The sequence below is a fragment of the Aquimarina megaterium XH134 genome, assembly GCF_000520975.1.
In the GTDB taxonomy this organism is placed as follows: Bacteria; Bacteroidota; Bacteroidia; order Flavobacteriales; family Flavobacteriaceae; genus Aquimarina; species Aquimarina megaterium.
In genome coordinates this window covers 38,801-65,771 of record NZ_JACB01000056.1, presented here as the reverse complement: position 1 = coordinate 65,771, position 26,971 = coordinate 38,801, and the positions used below count along the sequence as shown (strand labels likewise).

The 26,971-nt window shown below is 32.6% G+C and carries 20 protein-coding genes; 11 read left to right on the top strand and 9 right to left on the bottom strand.

Annotated elements, in window-relative coordinates:
• Both Z053_RS0124445 and Z053_RS0124440 read right to left on the bottom strand, forming a co-directional pair.
• Positions 1–1,062 (bottom strand): ABC transporter permease (locus Z053_RS0124445; RefSeq protein ID WP_025667592.1); only part of this gene is annotated, 1,062 nt, incomplete at its 3' end.
• 7 nt (positions 1,063–1,069) lie between these two features.
• The gene (locus tag Z053_RS0124440; protein ID WP_025667591.1) at positions 1,070–3,205 is read right to left on the bottom strand and encodes a carboxy terminal-processing peptidase; all 2,136 of its coding nucleotides are present in this window, start codon (positions 3,203–3,205) and stop codon (positions 1,070–1,072) included.
• 259 nt (positions 3,206–3,464) lie between these two features.
• On the opposite strand from Z053_RS0124440, the gene surE reads away from it, so the two are divergent.
• From surE to lpxB, 3 genes are all read left to right on the top strand, one after another.
• A complete protein-coding gene (surE, locus tag Z053_RS0124435) occupies positions 3,465–4,247 on the top strand; it encodes a 5'/3'-nucleotidase SurE (RefSeq protein WP_025667590.1) in 783 nt (260 codons plus the stop codon).
• Positions 4,240–4,536 (top strand): hypothetical protein, encoded by a 297-nt coding sequence (locus Z053_RS0124430; protein WP_025667589.1) that lies wholly within the window; start codon positions 4,240–4,242, stop codon positions 4,534–4,536. Before surE ends, Z053_RS0124430 begins: the two co-directional genes overlap by 8 nt.
• 126 nt (positions 4,537–4,662) lie before the next feature.
• The gene (gene lpxB, locus Z053_RS0124425) at positions 4,663–5,778 is read left to right on the top strand and encodes a lipid-A-disaccharide synthase (protein ID WP_025667588.1); all 1,116 of its coding nucleotides are present in this window, start codon (positions 4,663–4,665) and stop codon (positions 5,776–5,778) included.
• A 4-nt stretch (positions 5,779–5,782) separates the two neighbouring features.
• On the opposite strand, the gene Z053_RS30495 is transcribed toward lpxB, so the two are convergent.
• A complete protein-coding gene (locus Z053_RS30495) occupies positions 5,783–7,993 on the bottom strand; it encodes a response regulator (RefSeq protein WP_051476139.1) in 2,211 nt (736 codons plus the stop codon).
• 232 nt (positions 7,994–8,225) lie between these two features.
• Between Z053_RS30495 and Z053_RS0124415 the strand changes: the two genes are divergently transcribed.
• Both Z053_RS0124415 and Z053_RS0124410 read left to right on the top strand, forming a co-directional pair.
• Complete coding sequence (locus Z053_RS0124415; protein ID WP_025667586.1) at positions 8,226–8,741, top strand: C40 family peptidase; 516 nt, start codon at positions 8,226–8,228, stop codon at positions 8,739–8,741.
• Between the two features lie 192 nt (positions 8,742–8,933).
• Positions 8,934–10,979 carry a ComEC/Rec2 family competence protein gene (locus Z053_RS0124410; RefSeq protein ID WP_035096716.1) on the top strand — a complete coding sequence of 682 codons (2,046 nt, stop codon included), beginning with the start codon at positions 8,934–8,936 and terminating at the stop codon, positions 10,977–10,979.
• A gap of 13 nt (positions 10,980–10,992) precedes the next feature.
• Here the strand turns inward: Z053_RS0124410 and Z053_RS0124405 are convergent, their stop codons facing one another.
• From Z053_RS0124405 to Z053_RS0124385, 5 genes are all read right to left on the bottom strand, one after another.
• The gene (locus Z053_RS0124405; RefSeq protein ID WP_025667584.1) at positions 10,993–12,264 is read right to left on the bottom strand and encodes a serine hydrolase domain-containing protein; all 1,272 of its coding nucleotides are present in this window, start codon (positions 12,262–12,264) and stop codon (positions 10,993–10,995) included.
• A 489-nt stretch (positions 12,265–12,753) separates the two neighbouring features.
• The gene (locus tag Z053_RS0124400; protein WP_025667583.1) at positions 12,754–13,293 is read right to left on the bottom strand and encodes a thioredoxin family protein; all 540 of its coding nucleotides are present in this window, start codon (positions 13,291–13,293) and stop codon (positions 12,754–12,756) included.
• Between the two features lie 101 nt (positions 13,294–13,394).
• Positions 13,395–14,945, bottom strand: coding sequence for a peptide MFS transporter (locus tag Z053_RS0124395; protein WP_025667582.1), 1,551 nt, complete (start codon positions 14,943–14,945; stop codon positions 13,395–13,397).
• An 8-nt stretch (positions 14,946–14,953) separates the two neighbouring features.
• Positions 14,954–16,345 carry a peptide MFS transporter gene (locus Z053_RS0124390; protein ID WP_025667581.1) on the bottom strand — a complete coding sequence of 464 codons (1,392 nt, stop codon included), beginning with the start codon at positions 16,343–16,345 and terminating at the stop codon, positions 14,954–14,956.
• Between the two features lie 17 nt (positions 16,346–16,362).
• Positions 16,363–18,534, bottom strand: coding sequence for a S9 family peptidase (locus tag Z053_RS0124385; RefSeq protein WP_025667580.1), 2,172 nt, complete (start codon positions 18,532–18,534; stop codon positions 16,363–16,365).
• A gap of 382 nt (positions 18,535–18,916) precedes the next feature.
• Here Z053_RS0124385 and Z053_RS0124380 point away from each other — a divergent pair, with 382 nt between their 5' ends.
• The 6 genes from Z053_RS0124380 (at position 18,917) to Z053_RS0124355 (ending at position 25,579) form a co-directional block, all read left to right on the top strand.
• Entirely contained in the window at positions 18,917–20,233 is a 1,317-nt protein-coding gene (locus tag Z053_RS0124380) for a hydroxymethylglutaryl-CoA reductase, degradative (RefSeq protein WP_025667579.1), read from the top strand.
• A gap of 1 nt (position 20,234) precedes the next feature.
• Positions 20,235–21,158 (top strand): GYDIA family GHMP kinase, encoded by a 924-nt coding sequence (locus Z053_RS0124375; protein WP_025667578.1) that lies wholly within the window; start codon positions 20,235–20,237, stop codon positions 21,156–21,158.
• A gap of 251 nt (positions 21,159–21,409) precedes the next feature.
• The gene (locus Z053_RS0124370) at positions 21,410–22,069 is read left to right on the top strand and encodes an ArsR/SmtB family transcription factor (protein ID WP_025667577.1); all 660 of its coding nucleotides are present in this window, start codon (positions 21,410–21,412) and stop codon (positions 22,067–22,069) included.
• A 13-nt stretch (positions 22,070–22,082) separates the two neighbouring features.
• Positions 22,083–23,198 carry an MBL fold metallo-hydrolase gene (locus Z053_RS0124365; RefSeq protein WP_051476138.1) on the top strand — a complete coding sequence of 372 codons (1,116 nt, stop codon included), beginning with the start codon at positions 22,083–22,085 and terminating at the stop codon, positions 23,196–23,198.
• 31 nt (positions 23,199–23,229) lie between these two features.
• Positions 23,230–24,432 (top strand): MFS transporter, encoded by a 1,203-nt coding sequence (locus Z053_RS29260; protein ID WP_035096713.1) that lies wholly within the window; start codon positions 23,230–23,232, stop codon positions 24,430–24,432.
• A 1-nt stretch (position 24,433) separates the two neighbouring features.
• Positions 24,434–25,579, top strand: a complete 1,146-nt coding sequence (locus Z053_RS0124355) for a cysteine desulfurase family protein (RefSeq protein WP_025667575.1) — start codon at positions 24,434–24,436, stop codon at positions 25,577–25,579.
• Between the two features lie 136 nt (positions 25,580–25,715).
• Here the strand turns inward: Z053_RS0124355 and odhB are convergent, their stop codons facing one another.
• Complete coding sequence (gene odhB / locus Z053_RS0124350) at positions 25,716–26,936, bottom strand: 2-oxoglutarate dehydrogenase complex dihydrolipoyllysine-residue succinyltransferase (RefSeq protein WP_025667574.1); 1,221 nt, start codon at positions 26,934–26,936, stop codon at positions 25,716–25,718.
• Positions 26,937–26,971 lie beyond the last annotated feature (35 nt).

The following is a 26,971-nucleotide window of genomic DNA, read 5'->3' as shown; positions in this document are numbered from 1 at the left end:
TGCCATTACCAGACTCATAATACCTAATCCAGGTATAATAGCAAGGTATGCTTTACCTAGGATGATATAAGAATAATGATCTTTGATCATTGCTCCCCAACTTGGCATTGGTGGTTGCGCTCCTATTCCTAGAAAACTCAAACCACTTTCGATAAGAATAGCTCCAGCAAAGTTTGCTGCAGAAATTACAATTACCGGTGCTAAACTATTGGGTAGTATATGTTTTGTAATAATTCTAAAATTGGTAAAACCCAATGCTTTTGCAGCAGTCACATATTGCATTTGTTTTACACTTAATACTTGTCCTCTAACCACACGAGCTACTTCTACCCACATTGTTAAGCCAACTGCAATAAAAACCTGCCAAAAACCTTTCCCTAAAGCCAAAGTAATAGCAATAACTAATAATAACGTAGGTATTGACCAGGTAACATTTATTAACCACATGATCATAGCATCTACTTTACCTCCGTAATATCCGGCAATAGCGCCTAATGATATCCCAAGGATCAGTGAAATTAGCACAGCCACAAAGCCAATAGAAAATGAAATTCTAATACCAACCAACATTCTACTTAACAGATCCCTTCCGTATTTATCGGTACCTAGAATAAAGGTTTGTGTTTTTATATAGGTATCGGTTATTTCTTGCGATGTTAATCCTCTGGGAAAATGTTCAAATTTGATTTCTTTTGACAGTTCTATAACCTCTCCCTCACTATAAGGGGAAATTTCTATTGTATTATTTTGTATGGTATATCGATCAATAGGAATCTCTGTATCTGTATTTTTTTCTCCAAAAAAGATTCTATTTAAAAAGGATTGATCAGACACGTCCTGAGAAGGAATAGTAAGCATTTTAACTTCAAACCCAGGAGGTTTAGAATGAATTGATAAATGCATCTGATTTGCGTTCTGAGAATCATCAGGAGCCAATACATAAGCAAAAATCGCTATAATTGCGCAAAGAACAATAAAATAAAAACTCAAGACGCCCCAAAAATTCTTCTTGAATTTTTGGAGCGCCAGTATACTTAAAGAGTTTGATTTTGCTTTGGGCATTAATATATTAATTCTTTACCGTAAGTGGATTTTTAGATCTTCGAATGTTATTAATCTTCAAATCTTCAAGAACACTAATTGCCTCTTCTACATAAACATCTTTACTAAGGCTTTCATGCCATCTTTTTCTTTTTTCTGTTAGAATCGAATCCTTTTTCATCAATTCTTTTTCATAAGGTAAAGATTGAAAAGTTAAATTAGTCGTATAATCATTAATCGCATCAAAACGCTCTGCTTGTTTCTCGTTAAGTGCAATATTTAGCTTATACTTACTAAACTGTAAAGAATATTTATTTATATCTCTTTTTTGTCTAACCCACTTTGCATTTTCTTCAATTAATTTTAATTGATCATTTTTAGACATTCTTTCTTTACTGTTATTGATGGTTTGATCAAAATCGATATAACCATCCCAAAGATCATAATCAGCGGCAGCTATTTTATCCCATGGTAGTGGATTTTCCTGATCTTTTTCACCAATATCAATATAACTATAACGATCTGGAACCACAACATCACTTTTTACACCTTCTAATTGTGTCGAACCTCCATTAACTCTATAAAATTTTTGAGTAGTTAGTTTTAAAGCTCCGAGATCTCCAAAATCATTACTACGCATCCATCTATTAAGATCCATTACATTTTGAACCGTTCCTTTACCATAAGTTTGTTTGCTTCCTATAATGATTGCTCTTTTATAATCCTGCATCGCAGCAGCTAAAATTTCTGAAGCAGAAGCAGATAATTCATTTACTAAAATAACTAATGGACCATCCCAAAGTATATTTCTGTCTTTATCACTTAAAACTTCTGGAGATTCTCCTTTTGTTCTAACTTGTACAATCGGGCCTTTTTCAATAAATAATCCTGCAATATCTACTACAGTTTGTAAAGAACCTCCTCCATTATCTCGTAAGTCGATTACCAAACCATCCATATCTTGTTCTTTAAGACGGATAATTTCTTGTTTTACATCTTTGGCAGCGTTACGTTGATTATAATCTTGCATGTTAAAATAAAACTTTGGCAAATTAACGACACCAAATGTTTTATCATTCTTTTTAACTATAGATGATTTTGCATACGTCTCTTCGAGCTCTACGACATCTCTAACAATCTCTATAATCTCGATAGTACCATCAACCTTTTTTACAGTTAGCATTACTTTTGTGCCTTTTGGTCCCTTAATTAAACTTACAGCATCATCAAGGCGCATTCCCACAATACTTACAGGCTCTTCTTCATCTTCTTGCTTTACTTTCATAATAAGATCCCCTACTTCAACTTCATTACCTCTCCATGCAGGGCCTCCAGAAATGATTTCTATTATTTTTACATTATCATTTTTCTTTTGTAATCTGGCTCCAATCCCTTCTAATTTTCCAGACATTGCTATATCAAATCTATCTTTATCCTGAGGTGCAAAATAATAGGTATGAGGATCAAATTCTTCTACAATAGAATTGATGTATATCGAAAACCAATCTTTTCGTTCTAAATCATCTGCAAATTCAAAATATTCTTTTAGTGAAGTCTTTGTAATTTCACGAGATTCTTTTTCTAAAACGATCGAGGTTTTACGATTATAATTACTGTTTTTGGTAACAGAATCTATTTGTTCCTCAACTTTATCATAATAGCTGGATAATGCATTAAATTTAAGTTGCAATCTCCAACGATCTTTCATTTCACTTTTACTCTCTACATAAGGTAAGTTCTCATAATTTGTATCGATACTTTCGTCTTTTTCGAAATTAAAAGGTTGTTCCAGGATTTCTTTATGTAATGTTCTAGCTTCTGCCATTCGTTGCTGTAAACGGTCATAAGTTAGGTTAAAGAACGTAATTTCTTTATTTCTGATCTCATCATCAATCAGCTTTTCAAACTTCTTAAATTCTTCTATATCACTTTTATAAAAATATCGTTTCAGAGGATCTAAGGCATCAACATAATCAGAGAAAACTTCTTTAGAAAAATCATCATTTATATCCTTCGCATCATAATGTCCTTTACCTAAGACATAACTTATTAAATCAATTAGCAATTTATCTTTATCAGGATCATTTTCGACCTTTGTGGTAAAACTGCAAGAAGCTGCCGAAACGATCACGGTAAGCATCAAAATCAAAAAACTCTTTTTCATACGCTCATTTAATTTAGGGATTCTAGGCAAAATACATTAAAAATCGTGCCAATAACAGGTAATATTACTAAATTTTTCTTAAATGAGCTAATATTATTTCTTACTCTTTATTCTCATAAAACTTCATCTGTTTGTATTTATAGTTTTATATTTTTTTAATGAAATTTTTAGCATTGCCTTTTTAGTAAATATTGCTTTTTTTAGTAATGCTTATTTCGCATAAAAAAAGTGTATTTTTACTGTCGTAAAATTTAAAGCTATGCCGCAAAAAAAACCACTGATTTTAGTTACTAATGACGATGGAGTCACTGCCCCCGGAATACGTGCACTGATAGATGTTATGAATGAAATTGGTGATGTTGTGGTAGTTGCCCCCGATAGTCCACAAAGTGGAATGGGACATGCTATTACAATTAACAGCACTCTCTATTGCGACCCTGTTGTGATTAATAAAAATGCTCCACAAAAAGAATATAGCTGCTCTGGTACTCCTGTAGATTGTGTAAAAATGGCATCTCGTGAAATCCTTGACAGGAAACCCGATTTATGCGTAAGTGGGATTAATCATGGTTCAAACTCTGCAATTAATGTAATCTACTCTGGTACAATGAGTGCTGCTGTCGAAGCTGGTATTGAAGGAATTCCTGCCATTGGGTTTTCATTACTTGATTATAGTATGGATGCCAATTTTGAGCCTTCGAAGAAATATGTAAAAATTATTGTAGAAAATGTCCTCAAAAATGGGTTACCCAAAGGAGTAGTTCTTAATGTGAATATTCCAAAATTAACTCAGGAGGATATAAAAGGCATAAAAATTTGTCGCCAAGCGAATGCTCATTGGGTAGAAGAATTTGATAAGAGAATAAACCCTATGGGGCGAGAATATTATTGGCTTTCTGGTGAATTTATTAACGAAGATAAAGGAGAAGATACTGATGAATGGGCATTACATAACGGCTATATCTCTATAGTACCTACTCAATTTGATCTTACCGCTCATCACTTTATACAAGAACTAAACAATTGGTCATTACATGATTAAAAAAGAGATTATTATTGGTTTTACAATCGGCTTACTTACGAATATAATAGGGTTTATCATATGCGTATTTATTTTTTCTGCACTAAGTTCTCAGGGATTATCATTTACAGAAATGATAAAAGCCTCTGCAGAGAATGACTCTTTAGGAAGCTTAATTGCTCTAGGAGCGATGCCTAATTTACTTATTTTCTTTCTTTTTTTAAGAAAAAATAATATATATCGAGCTCGTGGCGTGCTTCTTGCTACGCTTATTGCGGCTATTTGTATTGCAATTAGTAAATTTGGGTGATCTTAAAAAGATAATATCATATTTTTTAGATAAAATCGATAACGTAAATGTTAGTTTTTGATACTTCGGAAACATTAAATTTGTAGTTGTTCGATATTTTGTCTGCCCTTTAGAAAATTAAAAAACATGAAATACTACCTCATCGCAGGAGAAGCATCTGGAGATTTACACGGTGCAAATCTTATGAAATCAATTCTTAAAGAAGACCCTCAAGCAGAGTTTAGATTCTGGGGTGGGGATCTTATGCAGGCTGTTGGTGGATCGATGGTAAAACACTATAAAGATTTGGCGTTTATGGGATTTGTAGAGGTTTTATTAAACTTGTTTACTATCCTTAAAAACCTAAAACTTTGCAAACGAGATATTACAAGTTTTCAGCCAGATGTAATTGTATTTATAGATTATCCTGGGTTTAATTTGCGTATTGCAGAATGGGCTAAAGAAAAAGGGTTCAGAACACATTATTATATTTCTCCCCAAATATGGGCCTGGAAAGAAGGAAGAATAAAATCTATCAAACGATGTGTGGATATGATGTACGTAATTCTACCTTTCGAAAAATCTTTTTATGAAGATAAACATGAGTTTCCGGTTCAATTTGTAGGGCACCCATTAATTGATGCCATTGCAGATCATAAGCAAATCATGCCTGAAACTTTTAAGGCTGAACACAATTTGGATGATCGACCTATTATTGCTATACTTCCGGGAAGTAGAAAACAAGAAATTCGTAAAATGCTTGAGGTTATGCTTACCGTTGTAGACGATTTTCCTAATTATCAGTTTGTCATTGCAGGAGCACCAAGCCAGGAGGCTTCTTTCTACGCTCCCTTTATTAAAAAACAAGGAGTTCACTTAATTATGAATCGAACGTATGATTTATTAAGCCTTAGTAATGCTGCCTTAGTAACTTCGGGTACTGCAACCCTGGAGACCGCCTTATTTAAAGTGCCAGAAGTAGTATGCTACAAAGGGAACTCTATTTCTTATCAAATTGCAAAACGGATTATTAACCTTGATTATATTTCTTTGGTAAACTTAATTATGGATAAACCTGTTGTAACCGAATTAATACAGGGTGATTTTAATCCTAAAAGGCTTAAAGAAGAGCTTACTATAATAATTGATGATTATAAAAGAGCAGTTATGTTTTTGGAGTATTATGATCTCGAAAAAAAGCTTGGCGGTAGAGGGGCTAATGATAAGACTGCAAAATTAATTGTAGAGTCTATAAAAAATTGATTTTCTATTTATCACAACACACCATAATAGTTTCGTAAAGCAATTCTGGGTCTACTGGTTTATTAAGAACAGTGTATATTCCTACTTCATTAAATTTTTCTCTGTTCAATTTCTCGGATATTGCTGTTAATGCAACTATTGGTATTCCCTTATCAAATTGTTTTATATATTTTGTAGCTTCAAAACCATCCATTTTTGGCATCATAATATCCATCAAGATCATAGAATATTTATTTTTCTTAACCATATCTACTGCTTCCTTTCCATCATTAGCAGAATCACAGTAAAAGCCATAATTCGAAATTATCTTTTCTGTAATTAATTGATTTACCTTATTATCTTCAACCAATAGAACATTAATTCCTTCTGGTGATTCGTCATAACCGTTTCCCGAGAAAATATTTTTTTCTATTACTTGTTTAGGAATATCAAATTTCATCGTAAATAAAACCAAAGTTCCTTTTCCTGGTTTAGACTTTAAAACAACATCACTCCCTTGTAATTTCAGTATTTTTTTTACGATCGACAACCCTAGTCCTGTACCTCCATATTTTCTATTGATTTTAACTGATCCTTGATGAAAAGCTTCAAAAGCCTTACTAATCTGTTTTTCTGACATGCCTATGCCCGTATCTCGAATGGAGAACTCTATTTCTGCAATATCACCTATTTTTGACACTAATAAGGCCTCTACGTAAACATCTCCGTCTCTCGTAAATTTTAAAGCATTATCCAATATATTTAAGAAGATTTGAGAAACCCTAAGAACATCTCCCTTTAGGTTATCAGGAATATTGCTATCAATTTTTTTATGAATTTTATTATTATTATCCTTCATTAACACAGAAGAATCTACTAAGTTATTCAATAACGCCCTTAGGTCAAATTTCTCATTTTTCAGTTCTAGCTTTCCTTTTTCAAGATCATTTAAGTGGATTACATCTGCAATTAGGTTTAATAAATAGTCACTAGACAAATTGATTAACTTCATTTGATTTACCTGATGTGATGTCAATTCTTCTTTTTGCAGTAAAAATGTCGTGCCTTTTATTGTATTTAAAGGAGTAAGAAGTTCATGAGTTACCGAATCTAAAAACTCTGACTTAGCTTCTAGTGCTTCGTCTACTTTTTGATTAGCTTCTATTAATTCTTCATAATTCTTTTGAAGTAATTTATTTATTTTCGTTTTATATAAAGAGACTCTGTATTGAATTATACTCATTAGAATTAATCCCAGAATAATTATTACACTTAACAAAATAATATGGCCTCTATTTCTTAATTGTTCTGCTTTTAAATCATTTTCTAGTTTTATCCTTTTATTTTCTTCTTCTTTCAGGTTTAATTGATTAGATAGTGCAAGTGCGGTGCTTACCTCTCTTGTTCTTTGAGCATGGTATTCTAAAAGATTGTTGAAGGATTGACTATAAAAAAGTGCTGCATTTTTATAGTCTCCAATTTTTTCATAATACAACCCCTTACCAGAATATAATCTTCCTTCAAAATATAAATCTCCAGAATATGCAGATTTTTCCTTTTCAATAGTGTCAAAATAACGTTCTGCTTTTTCAAATTCTTTTAAATTGATATAACTTTCTGCCAAAAACAGATTTAAATTCTTTCTCCTGTCCTGCTTAACCCCTGTTTTTCTTACAGCATTTACCGATTTTAATGCGTGTTCGATGGCCTCGTTCCATCTTTTTACTTTCATATATCGTGAACAAAGATTGTAATTGATATCAATCACATCTTCAGTTTTCCCATATTTCCTTAATAGTTGTTCTGCAATAAGGTATGCTTGATACCCCTCTTCCTTTTTCCCTTGCATAGATTTGTGTACTCCAAGCCCTTCATAATACAACCCAAGCTGCCTTTTATCATCAATTTGTTTAATGATGCTTAAATTTTTAGCTAAATATTCTTCAACTCTAATAGTATCTTGTGTACCAAGAAAAAAGTCTATTTTCGTTCTATTAATATGAATTTCAAGCAAAGGGTCATTAACTTTTTTTATCAATTTTTCTGCGAGTTCTAAAAAATAGATTCCCTTTTCTTTTCCTTCTGTTGTTTGCGTTAAAAATGATCTTGAGGATTCTTCTAGAATTTCTCTTATACTATCCGAATTCACCTCTTTATCAGCAACTTGCGCAGACAAAGGGATAATAGCAAAATGCATTAATAAACACGCACTATATAGAAGTACCTTCAATTTCATCTGAAGAATATTAATAAGTATTTAACTAATAAGATATTAAATTATATTGTCTTTTACTCCATAACCTTAAACAAATACCGTAAAAGCCGTAATTCCAGGACATAAACAATAATTTATACTAGGACAAAACGCTTATTTATGACAATAATAAAAATTGCAAGCTTCTTAAACAATTTTAAACTCTTGAAGATTTTGACTAAAAACATGTATTTTTGTTATAAACCCAAGTCTAATGAAAAGAGTAATCTTTTATCTTTTAATTATTATAGCTTTAACTTCTTGTGGGAGTTCTTCTAAAAACAAAGCGGTTATATCTTCAAAAAATAGAACTACTGCTAAAGTCAAAACAACTAGAAGTCCCAACTCCAAAAAAATTAAAAGTATTGTGAGTTATGCTAAAACCTTTGGTGGCACCCGATACAAGTTTGGAGGTACTACAAGGAAAGGAATGGATTGCTCTGGCTTAGTATATACTTCATTTAAGAAAGAGAATATTATTCTTCCCAGAACTTCTAAAACTATGGCCACACAAGGGAAGGCTATATCATTAAAAAAAGTAAACGTTGGTGATTTGCTTTTTTTTAAAACCAATAAAAGAAAAAATGTTATTTCTCATGTAGGACTGGTAGTTGAGACTAAAGGAGTCATTAAGTTTATTCATGCATCTACATCAAGAGGAGTTATCATATCAAGTCTTGATGAGAAATACTGGAACAAATGCTTTGCCGGTGCCAGAAGAGTTTTATAGCTAACAGTATTTGCTTAGTAAATCATAAATCATCCTCTTAACAAATTCTCCCTTCTTTCTGAACAGCATTGTTTCTACTTCTGTTATTAATCCCAGTTCCGAAAAATGAAACTAGGGTCTCTTATCATTGTACTATAAACATTTTTGAGTAATTAATAATTACTCAACATAACCCTTTATTAAGTCTATAATGTGAAACTCATTAATATTCCTTTTATAGTCATCACTATTTCGACCTTACTTGGCATACTCATGGGGTGTCGTTTGACTATTGTTCCCGAAATTGTAGTATTAAGTTTCTCAATCTCTATATGTATACTTGGCGTTTCATGGAAACGATCAAAAAGGATGTTTAGCAAAGGGCATTCTTTTGTTATTATAACGGTGATTGTTTTTATCATTTTCGGAATCGCTTTAGTCAAAATCCACAACCCAAAGAACTATCCCAACCACTACAGCAATCACATAAATCTAAAAGAGCAACCCTATGATATAGGAATTCAATTTTATATTAAAGAACGATTAAAACCTTCATCCTACTATAATAAATACGTTGCCTCTATCAAACTTGTAGATGGTAAAGCTGTACATGGTAAAATATTACTTCAGGTCACAAAAGATAGCACACAAAATGTTTTGGACATAGGCAATACATATACCACATTTACCGCATTAAAACCTATCCCTCGTGCTTTAAACCCATACCAATTTGATTATTCAAAATATTTACATACTCAATACATATCTCATAAGATCGTTGTATTACCTCATCAACTCATTGATAACCATAAAATCGAATATTCTCTGGGTTATCTAGCAAATCAAATCAGAAAAACCAGTAATTTAAAACTATCGAAATACAATTTTAACTCCACACAGTTATCCATTATTAATGCTTTGCTTTTGGGACAAAGACAAGATATAAGTCAAGATGTTTTTGACAATTATAGAGATGCTGGAGCTATTCATATTTTGGCAGTGTCGGGACTTCATGTCGGAATCATTTTACTCCTATTAAATTTAATCTTAAAACCTCTTAATAGGTATCATAAAAACGGAAAAATAATCAAATTAATTCTCACTATTTTATCACTTTGGTGTTTTGCAATTATTGCGGGATTATCCCCTTCGGTACTTAGGGCAGTCACTATGTTTTCTTTTCTTGCTATAGGAATAAAAATTAGATCCAAAACAAGTATTTACAATTCATTGTTTATTTCTCTATTTATACTCATTTGTTTTAATCCTTTACTATTGTTCTCGGTAGGATTTCAATTAAGTTATTTAGCAGTCTTTGCGATAGCCTGGATACAACCACTATTATTCAAAATATATAAGCCTCGGTTTTATCTTTCTAAAAAACTTTGGGAAACATTTACAGTTACTATGGCTGCTCAACTTGGATTATTACCACTCACATTATTATATTTTCATCAGTTTCCTCTTTTGTTTTTTATGTCTAATCTTATTATTCTTCCTTTTTTGGGAGGTATTCTTGGGTTTGGTATTTTGGTCATTCTACTCGCTTATTTAAATATTCTCCCTGGATCTATAGCAACTTTATTTGGTGATTGCATTAACATCATGAACATTATTATTGAATGGATAGCTAATCAAGAAAGCTTTGTTATTAAAAATATTCCTTTCTCGACCAGTATGTGTATCGTCTCATACTTGACTATTATTCTTTTGGTCATGATGTTCAAAAAATATGAAAGGAAAAAATTGTATGGGTTAGGAGTATCAATAATTACACTGTTCTCTGTTTTAATATATGAAAAGTATGTTATTTCGAATCTAGAAGAACTAATTGTATTTCATAACCAACGTAATACTACTCTAGGAATCTTAGAAAACCAGCAATTTAGAATATACAGTAAAGATTCTATTGCAGTAAAAACTCAGCACTTTTTATTTGGCAATTATCTTACTAAGAATCAGGCTACTTTAGATACAGTTATGCAATTAAAAAACATTTATCAATATAAAAAACAAACGATTATGGTTATTGATAGTACTTCAATCTATGCTATCAAAAGTTTTTATCCTGATATTATTATTTTGTCTAATTCACCAAAAATTCATCTGGATAGAGTAATAGATAGTTTGCATCCAAAACAAATCGTTGTAGATGCGAGCAATTATAAAAGTTATATCGATCAGTGGGAAATCAGTTGTAAAAAACAAAAAATCCCTTTTCATCGTACAGATAAAAAGGGAGCATTTATATTAAAATAATCTTCTCAAAATCTTATAATAACACTAAAGATTCTTTTAGTAGTTGATCCTTCTGAGTCGTCATTATCTCTTGTATCATTTTATAGATTGTCGGTATACAATCTTTGGCCAATTTATTTTGACTGTTAAAGAGCACACAGATTCCTAAATCTTCGTTAGGGTAAATTGCAATCTCACTTCTATAGTTATTAACACTTCCTCCATGATGTACGATAGTACTTGGTTCTTTAGTATCAGCATCTACAAAAGAATGTACACGCCATCCTAAACCATAGGAAGATTTTGAATACCCTGGCCACTTTTGATAATACTGCCTTCTTCCTCCTACTTGTATTTTTGGGCTAAACACAGTACGCATTGTATTAGGCATCATTACTTCTGGATTATTCCCGAGCAAAAATTTCATCCACTTCCCCATATCTGTTATACTTGCATTAATTCCTCCTGCAGCAATAGCATTGTTATAATATTTTTTATTAATACGTGTAGGTCGCCACCCACGTCTAATACGCTGATGTGGTTGTGCCACATTATCAGACTTCTTAAGAGCTTCATAACTTGCCGAAGCAGAAGTCATTTGTAGAGGTTCAAAAATTCTATTTTGAATAACCTCTCTTAAAGACTGACCAGTAACTTGCTCTATCACCTTACCACTTAATGCAAAAACAGCATTTTGATAACTGTATATATTACCTGGTTGATCAATAGGAAGTACTTTTTTAAAATAGCTTGCAATTGTTGTTATCGGTAATCCATCTTCTACAAGGTTGGTAAAACTATGGTATGGTAAACCTGCAGTATGCGACAACACATGAGATAAAGTTACTTTTTTAGTTTGTTCTTTATTAGCCATTTGAAATTCTGGAACATAATCTACAATTTTATCTTCCCAATTTATTAAGCCTTCTTCTACATGAATTCCTGTAAGAATACCTGCAAAACCTTTAGAAACCGAACCAATTCTAAAGATGGTTTCTTTATTAATCTTGTCTTTTAAAGCGATATTCCTTTTACCATAACCATCTACATAAATAATAGAATCACATTTTACAATAGCAACAGCCGCTCCTACAATTTGATGTTGATCTATTGCCTTTTTAAAATACGCCTGGATAGAATCTGCCAATCGTTCTTTATCTGAATTCGGAAAATAAATTTCTGCTGGTTGGGATATTTGAATAGCTTGAGATTCTTGAGGTAATTCTGGTTGTTCTGCTGAAACAAAAGAAAAAAGTAGCGCAATAAACAACATAGATGGGACAGCTATGACTAGTATTCTTTTCATAAGTAGGTTTACAATTCAAAAAAGTATGAATAAAATCAAAAAAGCAATTACAATTTATAGAGTAGGTATTAAAATTGAATTAAGCTAGATTAGTTTTATTTTCATTTCTTGAATCAGATTTGGGTATTATTTTAGGTTTATTATTAACTAACGAATGGATCTTCAATTAATTGTACTATCCTTATTTAGAATCAGGACTAATGTATTCTGAATTGACTTAATTCTATAAATACAAAAGCTGGTTACATACAAGCTTAATATCAAAATCATTCTCAATTTTTGAATTTGAAAGAAAAATCTTCCGTAAAAACAAAAAACATTCTATTTGAATGTTATCATGGCCAATTTACGATAAAAAGACAAAAAAACAAGACAAAATACACAAATCTACAGGTAAATATATTTTTTGTAGCTAATTGTATTCATAAAAAAGCCTCCATTTTGATCATATGATCAAAATGGAGGCTTTTAAAAATATAGTAATCTGTATTAATTCTCGAAAGTACTTACAAAAGACCGTTCATATTTCTGCCAAGCATCTGTACTGGTTAACTTTTTATAATCGTTATTATGGATCATCTTAAGATATATCTCTAACTGTTGTGGTGTTTTATAACCTACTACAGGAGCTATAAGGTTTCCTTTTTCATCAAAAAATACCATACTAGGATATCCAGTTATTTTGAGCGCATTTGCAAAAAAATGTTGACTGTTTCTTCCTTTCCTATCCGGATTATAATTTGGATTAGTATAGGTGAAATCATTGTATTTTATTTCTTCTGTTCCTTCTGCATTAAACTTTACTGCATAGTAGTTTTTATTTACATAAGAAACTACATCCTTATTATGAAACGTTTTTTTATCCAGAAGCTTACAAGGCCCACACCAATCTGTATATACATCCATAAAGATCTTTTTAGGTTCTTTTTTCTGAGCCTCTAAAGCATCATTCATAGACATCCATTTGATTTCCTGTGCTTGAGTGTAAAAGCTTAGCAGAAATCCGAAAATAAAAAGTAGGTTTTTCATAAATCTTAAATTTTTATAACTAGTCGGAAACAAAAATTATTCCTTATTAAAAAATTCATTTGCCTTTGGGAAGCAAGTAAAGTTATATATTTTATTACATATTAATGCACTCCATGCATCATTTTCTTCATTTTTGAAGTAATTAAAATTAATATTACTCCAACAGTTACCGGAACTATAGTAAAGATCAAAAAGAAAGCAGACATTGAATATTCATTAACAATCACATCAATATAACTCCCTACAAAACCTGCTAATTTGTTACCAATAGCAATAGCCAGATACCATAGACCAAACATTAATCCTATTTTTTTTGCTGGTACTAATTTTGAAACATAGGATAATCCTACCGGAGATAGACATAATTCTCCCATAGTATGCAATAAATAAGCTAAAACCAACCACACTAAACTAACAGATGCCGTTTTTGCTCCCTGAGGAATCGATGCAGAACCCCATGCTAGCATTCCGAACCCTATACCCAATAATATCATTCCCAATCCAAATTTTACAGTGGCAGAAGGATTATACTTACTTTCCCATACTTTAGAAAACAAAGGTGCAAGAGTAATAATAAATAAAGAGTTCAAAATTAAAAACCAGGATGCCGGAATTTCAGTTGTCTCCTGAGGAAGAATTACAGATAGTTTCCATAATGCAATTGCCCATACACTTAAAAAACTTATTCCCAAAACAATATTAGATAATGAGATTTTTTTAAACGTTTGTGCAAATAATTTTAATAAAACCCAGGTAATAACTCCTAAAGGTATAATTGTTATTAATGTGTCTACTATTTTAAATAGTAATGCAGATCCCCCACTTAATACACGTTGCGTAAAGTTATTTGCAAAAATAGTCATAGATCCACTAGCCTGTTCGAATGAAGCCCAGAAGAATATTACAAAAAATGCTAGAATACCTACAACAATATAACGATCTCTTTGTACATGAGCAGGTACTTTTTCTTCGACCTTATCTATTTTATTTTCAATAGCGTCTGATAAATCTATTTTTTTGGATGGCTCTACTCCTACTCCTTCAAAAATACTTCTACCAAACCAAAATTGAAACATCCCAAGCATCATAAAAATACCGGCTAAACCAAATCCCCATGCCCAGCTTAAATTCTCACCCAAGAAGCCACAAAGTAAAACACCAATAAATCCACCAGAGTTTACACCCATATAAAAAATGGTAAACGCCCCATCTTTCCTTTCAGGAAACTTATCATACAAGCCACTAACCATTGATGTAATATTTGGCTTAAACAAACCACTACCAATGATCAAAAGTCCTACACCTATATATAGTGTTGTCTCTGTTTCTAATGCCATTGCACCATGTCCCAGAGTCATTACCAAAGCACCTAGTGTAACTGCTTTTTGATATCCTGTAAATTTATCGGCAATCCACCCTCCTATAACCGGAGTTACATAGACTAAAGAAGTATATGTTCCTAAAAGCGCTAATGCCCTTTCATTAGACCATTCCCAACCTCCATCTGCAAAAGTAGAAGTTAAAAATAGCACAAAAATTGCGCGCATTCCGTAATACGAAAATCGTTCCCACATTTCTGTGAAGAATAACACATATAATGCGGGTTTATGACCTAATAAACTAAAGTCATTTGAATCGTCTTGAACCGTCATAATATTATTTATGAGTTATCTGCTAATTCAAAACCTTCGGCTTCTTCATGTAAAGTTCCTTCTTTATCTTCAACACCATGCGTTAGAATTTCTAATTTTTTTCTAAAAATCATAACGAGTAATCCAAAGATTACACAAAAAACGGCGATCCCTGTAAAGATGGTAAATTCACCAAGGTCTTCTGCAGATTCTCCTAATAAACCAGCCAGTTTATTTCCGAAGCCTGTCATTGCAAAATATACTCCCATCATTAATGCTCCATATTTAACCGGAGCCAATTTTGTAATAAACGACAATGCCACAGGCGATATACATAGCTCACCAATAGTATGAAACAAATATGCTAATACTAACCAATACATTGCAGAAGATCCATTAGAGTTAAACTCCATAGACGCAGCTGTCATGAAAAAGAATCCGGTTCCCATAATAATAAGTCCGATGATCATCTTAAACAAAGAACTCGAAACTTTTCCTTTTAGTTTTCTATTTGCCCAGTACCAAGCGATTGTGGTTCCTAAGAAAATTATAAACATCGCATTTAGAGATTGAAACCATGAAGCAGGAACTTCCCATCCCATTAGCATTCTATTTGTTTTTTCTTTGGCATAGATATTCATTAATCCTCCTGCCTGCTCAAAAGCTCCCCAAAAAACGATCACTAAAAGAAATGAAATAAATAAGACCACAATTCTATCTTTTTCGATCTTAGTTAATGGTTTTTTCATAGCTTCTTTATCTTCTTCTTTTTCAGAAGCTCCTAAAAAGTTACCAACTCCCGCAAGGTATTTTTGTCCCAATAAGTATTGTAATAATCCCAATGCCATTCCTATTCCTGCAAGACCAAAACCGTAGTGCCATCCATGCACTTCTCCTACATATCCTACGATTAAACTTGACAAAAATGCACCAATATTAATTCCTATATAGAAAATAGTAAATCCTTTATCTCTTCGTATATCTCCTTGTTTATACAAACCACCAACCATGGTTGAAATATTAGGTTTTAGCATTCCTACTCCTGCTATAATTAATCCAAGGCCAGAATACCAGGCCCACATTTCTTCAACAGCCAAAATACTATGTCCTGCAACCAGTAAAATTCCTCCGACTAAGACTGATTTTTTTTGCCCCAAAAATTTATCTGCAATCCATCCACCAGGAATTGATGCTACATAAACCAACATCGTATACCATCCATACAGTGCCAAAGCTTCTCCAGATGACCAGCCTAAACCTGCATTTTCATCCACGGTTTTAGCTGTTAGATATAACACAAAAATTGCTCTCATACCATAGTATGAAAAGCGTTCCCACATTTCTGTAAAAAATAAAATGTATAATCCCACCGGATGCCCAAAAAGCTCTTTCTGATGAGCTGCTTTAACTGTATTTGCCATTACGTTTGTTTAATTAATTATAAGTTGTTTTTAATGAAGTTAGTCATCTTATTGAATAAATGTAATCTAGTATTACCACCGTAAATTCCATGGTTTTTATCGGGATAAATTGCCCAATCAAAATCTTTATTTGCTTGTATCAATGCTTCAACCAATTGCATTGTATTTTGAACATGCACATTATCATCTGCACTACCATGTACTAATAAGAATTTTCCTTTTAATCCATTCACAAAATTAATAGGCGAATTATCGTCATATCCTTTCGCATTCTCCTGAGGAGTCATCAAATATCGTTCCGTATAAATGGTATCATAAAATCTCCAACTTGTAACTGGTGCTACAGCAATTGCCATTTTAAAGGTGTCGGGAGCTTTAAATAAACAATTACTAGACATAAAACCTCCGTAACTCCATCCCCAAATCCCAATTCGGGAAGCATCAACATATTCTAATCCCCCAAAATACTTAGCAGCAGCAATCTGATCCTGAACCTCTAGATTTCCTAAATCATTTTGAGTAGCTTTTTTAAATTTGGCGCCTTTTAGTCCAGTTCCTTTACCATCTACACAAACAACTATATACCCTTGTTGCGCTAACATCATATACCAATAATCATTTGCTCTGTTCCAAGAATTCTTTACCGATTGAGATCCTGGTCCAGAATATTGATACATAAACAATGGATATTTCTTCTTTGGATCAAAATCTTTGGGCTTGATCATCCAGGTGTTTAATTGTTCTCCATTAATTTCTATTGCAGAAAACTCCTTTGGTCGCACATCATATTTTGCTAGTTTTTCTAGTAACCCTTTATTGTTCTTGATTTCACGAACAACTTTTCCTGTCTTGCCATCATTTAGGGTATATTCGTAAGGAGTAGTTGCATTAGAAAAATAATTAATATACAAACTAAAATCTGCACTAAAGTCTGCATCATTGGTTCCTTCTTTTTGACTTAATCGCTTTTTGTCTTTTCCATCCAAGGTCACACTATAAATATCTCTATTGATACTCCCGTTCTCTACACTTTGATAATATATAGTTTTATTCTTTTTATTATAACCATAATAACTTGTTACTTCCCAGGGACCTTTGGTTACCTGATTTACCAACTCACCAGTTGCTGCATGATGATATATATGGTTATATCCATCTTTTTCGCTGGTCCATATAAAACTATTATCTTCTAAGAATGTAAGATTGTCTGTAATATCTATATAAGCAGCATCTTTTTCATTAAGTACAACTTTTGCTGCTTTGGTCTTGGCGTCTACAAAAATTAAATCCAGATTATTTTGATGTCTGTTCATTACCTGTACACTCAAAATATCTGGATTTGCTGTCCATTTTATTCTAGGGATATAAAAATCTTTATAATCGCCTAGTTTAATCTGATCTAATGCCATTGCACTAATATCGGCTACAAACAAGGAGACTTTTGCATTCTTCTCTCCTGCTTTAGGGTATTTAAAAACCTCTTGTTTTTGATATAAATCTTTACCGTAGACATCCATAGAAAACTCAGGCACTTCTCTTTCATCAAATCGTAAAAAAGCAATCTTGTTACTATCGGCACTCCAATCAAAGGCTCTAACAAAAGAGAATTCTTCTTCATACACCCAATCTGTAATCCCATTGATAATTTCATTTTTCTTACCATCATCGGTTAATTGTACCTCCTTACCGGTTACAAAATTTAGCATATAAATATTATTATCCAGAACGTATGCTATCTTATTTCCATCTGGTGATAACATAGGGGATTGTATTTTTTTATCACTAACTTTAAAAATACCTTTAGAAGGAACATCATAAATATGATAAATCCCTTTTGAAGAACGGCGATATATCTGTTCTAGCTCACTCGAAAGTAAAACTCTATTTTCATCTTTACTAAAAGAATACCCTTGAAACGTAGATAGATCATCTATAGAAGCAGTACTTATTAAGGTTCTTACTTTCTCACCAGTTTCATATGAATAGACTTCAATATTAATTGCTCCAGAAGCTGCATCCTTTTCTATGACCGAATATTCAGTTCCATTTTTCATAGAATGTAATGATTGCAAGCCTTGAGTCCTAAAAGTTCCTCCCCAGATTTCTTGTAGAGTAAAAGCTTTGTCTTGTGCTGATGCTACAAGACCTATAAAAATCGTAATTGTAAAAAACAATTTTGTAATTTTCATATGATAATAATTTTTAAAAATTGTTGACGCCAAGAATACTAAAAAATCCGTGAAAAATACAACAATTGCTGTTAAATACAATAAAATCATAAAATCATAGGTGTTTTTTTTAGCATATTATCAATAACACCTAGAGTTTTGTCAGCTTATTTCACTATTCACAAATCATATATTCGCACTTTTATTAATCAACTCAAAACTCATAAAACAATCATTTATACCTGTTTATTGCCTAAAATAGCAATCTTAAAAAATTCTATTTCTCAATTCATACCTCAATCGACATATCAAGAATAATGTTTTTGATATATCTAAAATCATTTAGCTATGTGTATGATAAAACAGAATAGTATATTTGAAGCCACTAATAATAACAAACATAATGGCACCTGTAGTTTCTGGGTTTTCTAAACTCTCTAAAACTGATAAAATCAAATGGTTAGCAAAGCACCATTTTAATGATGATCAAAATGCAGTAGACACTTTAGTAACCTATTGGAATTCTGATGACGGGCTTCAACAGCTTCATGATGAATTCACCGAAAACACTATTTCTAATTATTACCTACCTTTTTCGGTAGCACCAAATTTTCTTATTAATGATAAGCGTTATACGCTGCCTATGACCATCGAAGAAAGTTCTGTGGTTGCTGCAGCAAGTAAAGCTGCTAAATTTTGGCAAACACGTGGTGGTTTTAAAGCCAAAGTACTATCAACTATAAAAGTTGGACAGGTGCATTTTACGTATACTGGAAAATCTGAAAAACTACAACATTTTTTTTCTATAATTAAACCTAAGTTATTAGCATCTGTATCCCATATGACTAAAAATATGGAAAAACGAGGTGGTGGAGTAATTGACATAGAGCTTAGAGATAAAACCACAGAAATTGATAACTACTATCAATTGCATTGCACTTTTGAAACTGTAGATGCTATGGGAGCTAATTTTATTAACTCCTGCCTGGAGCAGTTTGCAAAAACAATGACTACAGAGGCAAAAGAATACCATAGTTTTTCTGCTACAGAAAAAGATATTGAGATTATTATGAGTATTCTCTCTAATTATGTCCCACAGTGTTTGGTAAAAGCTTCTGTATCTTGTGATATCAATGATTTACCCAGCACACCATCACTTTCTTCTTTGCAATATGCCAACAAATTTGTGAGAGCAGTGCGCATTGCCGAGGTTGAACCCTACCGCGCAGTAACACATAACAAAGGGATTATGAATGGTATAGATGCAGTAGTATTAGCTACAGGGAATGATTTTAGAGCAATAGAAGCAGGAGCACATGCTTATGCATCAAGAAATGGTAAATATACAAGCCTTACTCATGCCGAAATACAAAATAACATTTTAACTTTCTCTATTACACTACCTCTTGCGTTAGGTACTGTTGGCGGCTTAACTTCTCTTCATCCTTTAGTAAAATTAGCATTGCAGCTTCTCGAAAAACCTAATGCCAAAAAACTTATGGAAATAACAGCTGTAGCAGGGCTCGCCCAAAATTTTGCAGCCATAAATTCACTGATCACTACAGGAATTCAACAAGGGCATATGAAAATGCATTTGATGAATATTCTAAATCAATTTAAAGCCACAGAAGACGAAAAAAAACAACTTATAAAATATTTTGAAACAAATGCTGTTACCCATAGTGAAGTAGTAACACAGATTGAAAAACTAAGGGCTTAAAATGAAAAAATCCTTTTATAGTCATGGTAAATTATTGCTTACAGCCGAATACTTAGTATTAGATGGTGCATGCGCTCTAGCAATACCTACCAAAAAAGGGCAATGGCTACTAATTGAAGAAAATGATTCTTCTCAAATGCTATGGAAAAGCTTTGATGAAGAAGGAAATTGTTGGTTTGAAACTATTTTAACCATAGAAGACAACGCTTTTAAACAAACTCAGGATACTACTGAAGAAAGTAACATCGCTACTACTCTCATTGATATTCTTAACGTTGCAAAAGAATTAAATCCTAATTTTCTTTCTTCTGGGAAAGGATATCGTATAGAAAGCAGATTAGAGTTTCATAAGGAATGGGGGCTTGGATCCTCTTCTACTTTAATTAATAACATTGCACAATGGGCAAAAGTAAATGCATTTACTTTACTCGAAAAAAGCTTTGGAGGTAGTGGGTATGATATCGCATGTGCACAGCATGATTCTCCTATTTTATACAAACGTAATGAAGGGAATCCCACTGTAAAAGCTGCTAATTTTGACCCTTCTTTTAAAGAGAATATTTTTTTTATTTATTTAAATCAAAAGCAGGATAGTAAAGCTTCTATTAAACATTATCAGGCATTACCATTAAAAGATTTTGATAATGCTGAAGTAGCAATAAACGAAATTACGTCTAAAATATTGGATTGTTCTACTATAGATGAGTTTAATACGCTACTAGATTTACACGAAGAAATTATTTCTAAAATTATTAAAACTCCTACGGTAAAGTCTACCTTATTCTCTAATTACCCAGGTAGTATTAAAAGCCTTGGCGGTTGGGGAGGAGATTTTATTTTGGTTACCGGAAATTCTTCAGAAATGGAGTATTTTAAGAAAAAAGGATACCACACTATACTTCCTTATGCTGAAATGATTTTATAATTGTAGTTAAAATATAGGATCATAGAGTACCTAAAATACATTAATATGTTCTCTTGATGAAATCATTTTATTAAGTCAATTACTCCTTAGTGATTGACTCTAATTATCTCCTTACAGGGTCAGACATCTTCAAAAACTCACATTAACCTCTCTTTTTTAATTAGTTACATTCTTATGGACATCAAAAAAATGTGTTAAAAATTTATTTTAATTCAATTATTCAATATATTTGTTGAATAATTGAATCAATAATGAACAAACAAGAATTTAAAAACAGTATTTACCAGGAGATTGCTAACGTGGCAAAAGCCTTAGCAAATCCTTACAGACTTCGAATCCTTAATCTTATATCTCAAGACAATTATTCTGTAGAGCAAATTGCAAACGAGATAGGAGTATCAATTGCCAATGCTTCACAGCATCTACAAGTACTTAAAAAGGTGAAACTTCTTAAAACAACAAAGAATGGGCATTATGTGATTTATTCCTTATCTAATAAAAATGTATATACACTTTGGAACTCTCTACAAAGTTTTAGCTTACAAAACAGTCTAGAAATACAGGCAACTCTACAAAACTTTAAACAAGAGAAATTTGCATCGGTATCTTCGATCAACATCGATGAAATAATGGCAAACACCAATCTTGATGATTTATATTTTTTAGATGTTCGACCTGAAAAAGAATTTAAAAAAGAAGCAATTGCAAATGCAAAATCCATACCGATAGAATCTCTCAAAGACAATATAACTCAACTTCCAAAAAATAAGCAAATAATAGTGTATTGCAGAGGCCCTTTATGTGTTTTTGCAGATGAAGCAGTTCAATATCTTCAAGAAAAGGGTTATGATGCAATTCGCCTTCAGGAGGAAGTTTTAGAATGGAAACAAAGAGGATTACCAGTTAATTAAAATAAAGAGTACTATGAATTTGAAAAATACAAAAACGATCAAAGTAACAGATCTCAGAACCTTATTAGAAAACAAGGTTCCTATTCAAATTTTAGATGTAAGACCTAAAGAAGAACGCGAAGAATGGAAAATTCCTGAGAGTGATTTTGTAGATGTCTATACTCAACTAAAAGCAGGAGAAAAAAACCTATTTTCAGAAATTAATTTTTCAAAAGACATACCCGTTGTAACCGTTTGTGGTGCAGGAAAAACCAGTTTAATAGCTGCAGAACAACTTCAAGAAAGAGGTATAAAAGCATATTCTTTAGAAGGTGGGATGCGCGAATGGACAACCGCATGGAATACAGCACAAATCAAGGATAACCAAGAAACAACAATCATTCAAATTCGTAGAACAGGAAAAGGCTGTCTATCCTATATCCTAGAAAATAATGGAGAAGCAATTATCATTGATGCCTCTATAAACGATAAGGTTTATACCAATATCGCTCAACAAAATAATTGGAAAATAAAATATGTTATAGATACTCATATCCATGCAGATCATTTCTCGAGAGGAAAACAGCTAGCAAAGAAATCCAATGCCATTTTATTACTTCCCGATCAAAATATAATAACATATGATTTTGAGCCAATTACAGATGGCACTATTCTTAACTTCGGCAATGCTAAGCTTGAAGCAATTCATACACCTGGACATACACATGAAAGTTATTCTTACTTGGTAAATAATGAATCTTTATTCTCTGGAGATACCTTATTTACAACAGGTGTTGGAAGACCCGATTTAAAAGCCACAAAAGAAATCGCAAAGAAGAAGGCCAGTTTACTATATCAATCATTACAAAAATTAGTTACACTTCAAAACTCTCTTATCGTTTACCCTGGTCATATTAGCCACCCTGTTTCATTTGATAATAATATGGTATGTAGTAGTCTCGGAGATATAAATAAGAATGTGAATGTATTACAACTTAATGAAGAAGATTTTATTGATAGTATACTTCAAAAAATTCCTGAAACTCCACCAAATTATGAAGAAATCGTAAAGCTAAATATAAAAGGAAATGCAAAAGGAGCAGATTTAATTGAACTGGAAGCAGGTGCAAATCGTTGTGCCATATCTTAATCTGCTTTTTAAACAAGTTAATTATAACCAAATGGAAGAAAAAAACATACGACTAGGGTTGAAAGAAAACTGGAGGCAATTTACACTTTTGTTGATTGTAAATGCTTTTGTTGGAGGAATGGTAGGATTAGAACGTACTATACTTCCAAAATTAGCAGAAGAAGAATTCTCAATTATTGCCACCTCTACAGTATTATCATTTATAATTGTTTTTGGAGTCGTAAAAGCCATTACCAATTATTTTACAGGAGTATTAGCAAATAGTATAGGACGTAAGAATCTATTGATTATCGGATGGGTAATAGCCGTTCCTATTCCGTTTATCTTAATCCATGCTCAACATTGGAACTGGATTATTTTTGCCAACGTATTGTTAGGAATCAATCAAGGGTTAACCTGGTCAAGTACCGTAGTAATGAAAATCGACTTAGTAGGAGAAAAACACCGTGGATTAGCCATGGGGCTTAATGAATCTTTCGGATATTTTTCTATTGCTCTTGTTGCATTTACTACAGGATGGATCGCTTCTGAATACGGTTTACGCCCGTATCCATTTTATCAAGGTATTGGTTTTGTTGTATTGGGCTTATTGATTAGTATTTTTTTCATAAAAGATACCGCAAAACACGTTGCAGCAGAAACCAAAATAAATGGCATAAAACCTCTTAAAAACATTTTTTGGGACACTACATGGAGAGACAATAATTTGGGATCTATCTCACAAGCAGGATTTATTAACAACCTAAACGATGGAATGATCTGGGGAATACTCCCAATTATCCTGGCCAATAGAGGTTTTGATTTAAAAAATATCGCAATCATTGTTGCTGTATATCCTGCTATATGGGGAATCGGACAATTAGTAACCGGAAAACTATCTGATCACTACAATAAAAAAATGATGCTATTTATAGGAATGGCATTACAAGGCATAGCATTAATTTTAATGTTTTGGGCAACTTCTTTAATCCAATTCCTTACACTCTCATCGATCTTGGGGGCAGGAACAGCCATTGTATATCCAACTTTTTTATCTGCTATTGCAAGTTTTACCCACCCTAGACAAAGAGCTCAAAGTATTGGAGTTTTTAGGTTATGGAGAGATTTAGGGTATGCCTTTGGTGCATTATTAACAATAAGTATGGCTCAATTTTTTGAAGTAGATATTACAATAATTACAATAGGAGTTTTAACCATAATATCATCAATCATTATTAAAATAAGGATGACTTAATATGAACACGCCATTTATTTATTTGGATTACAACGCTTCTACACCAATAGATCCCAGAGTGACAGATGTAATGTTTCCTTTTTTAACTAATTATTATGGAAACCCTTCTAGTATTAATACCCAGGGAATAAAAGCCAAAGAAGCTATCGAAAAAGCTCGTAAACAAGTAGCAAATCTTGTAGGAGCTACTCCCGAAGAAATTATATTCACCAGTGGTGGAACAGAATCAAATAACTATGCAATTATCGGTGCAGCATTGGCCCATAAAACAAAAGGAAATCATATTATCACATCATCAATAGAACATCCTGCTGTACTAGAAGTATGCAAACACCTAGAAAACCAAGGATTCAAAATCACTTATGTAAATGTTGATAAAAACGGAATTGTTGACATTAATCAAATTGAAAAAGCAATATCACCAGAAACTATTTTAATTTCTATTATGCATGCTAATAATGAAATTGGTAGTATACAACCAATACAGGAAATAGGTAAAATCGCAAAGAAACACAATGTTATTTTTCATACAGATGCTGCACAATCTATAGGCAAAGTGATAACTAATGTTGCCGATCTAAGTGTTGATTTATTAACAATTGCTGGGCATAAATTTTATGCTCCAAAAGGTATTGGTGCATTATATATCAAAAACGGAACCTCTTTACATAAATTAATGCATGGCGCAAGTCATGAATTTAACAAACGGCCAGGGACCGAAAATACGATGTATATAGCAGGTTTAGGAAAAGCTTCTGAAATTGCTTATCAAGAATTTGAAATAAACACAACACAAATGCAAATAATGAGAGATTATTTGCTAGAACAATTAAACAACCTAAACCTGGATACCATTATAAATGGAGATTTACAAAAAACTTTGCCTAATACTCTTAATATTAGTTTTAGAAATATTGATGCGAATGCAGTTATATTCAGCTTAAGAAATGAAATAGCTGTATCTGCGGGTTCAGCCTGTCATTCTGGTGCAACTAATGTATCCAACATACTCAAATCAACTTTATCTGATTATGAATACGCCAAAGGGACATTCCGGTTTTCGGTAGGCAAAAACACTACCAAACAAGAAATTGATCGTGCAATATCGATTCTTTCTAAAGCTTTTACAAAGCATCAAACTACATAGAAATAAAAGCAACACTATAAAAATCATATTACAGACGCTACAAATTAAGTTATAGATTCTTATTTTAAATTTTTCAAAACAAAAGCGCTTCAGTTGTACAACTGAAGCGCTTTTGTTTTATACTAAAAAACTTTACTTATAACTCTAAAGCCTTAGTTACATTATTATCCATTAGCAATTCTTCTGGATTCTCTAATGCTTCTTTTACCGCTACAAGGAATCCTACAGATTCTTTACCATCGATAATTCTATGATCATAAGATAATGCCACATACATAATAGGTGCTACTACAATTTGTCCGTCTCTTACAATTGGGCGCTCTACAATATTATGCATCCCTAAGATAGCACTCTGTGGCGGGTTAATAATTGGTGTAGATAACATACTACCAAAAACACCACCATTAGTTATAGTAAAAGTTCCTCCAGTCATTTCATCAACAGTGATTTGACCGTCACGTGCTCGAATTGCCAATCGTTTTACTTCAGATTCTACTCCTCTGAAACTTAAATTTTCTGCATTACGAATCACAGGCACCATTAATCCTTTAGGACCAGAAACTGCAATACTAATATCCTGAAAATCATAAGAAATCATTTCTTTACCATCAATCATCGAATTTACCGCCGGGAATAATTGCAATGCTCGCACACAAGCTAGAGTAAAGAAAGACATAAATCCTAAGCTTACTCCATGTTTACTTTTAAATGTTTCTTTGTATTGACTACGAAGGTTAAAAATAGGTTGCATATCCACTTCATTAAACGTGGTTAGCATTGCCGTTTCATTTTTAACTGAAACCAAACGTTCTGCCACTTTACGACGAAGCATTGATAATTTTTTACGCGACTCTCCTCTGCTTCCTAATCCCGGGGTTCCCATAGCTGGTTTTGCATCTAATGCATCAGCTTTAGTAATGCGTCCATCTCTACCCGTTCCCTTTACCTGGCTAGCATCTATACCTTTTTCGGCAAGTACTTTTTTAGCTGCTGGAGAAGCAGTTCCTGTTGCATAAGTTTCTGTTTTAGCAGGAGTTGCTGGAGTTTTTTCCTTTTCCTCCTCTACTTTTGGAGCTTCTTCAGCAGGAGTTGATTTTGCTGCGCCACCTTCGGGTTTAGCCGCCTCTGTATCAATAAGACACACGACTTGACCAACTGCCACTGCATCACCCTCTTCTGCCTTAAGTGTTATAATTCCACTTGCTTCAGCGGGTAATTCTAAGGTTGCTTTATCACTGTCTACTTCGGCAATTGCCTGATCTTTTTCGACATAATCACCAGTCTCAACAAGCCATTGAGCTATTTCTACTTCTGTAATAGATTCTCCCGGTGATGGGACTTTCATTTCTAAAGCCATAATTCTGAATTTATCCTTTGTACAATTTCCTTTGG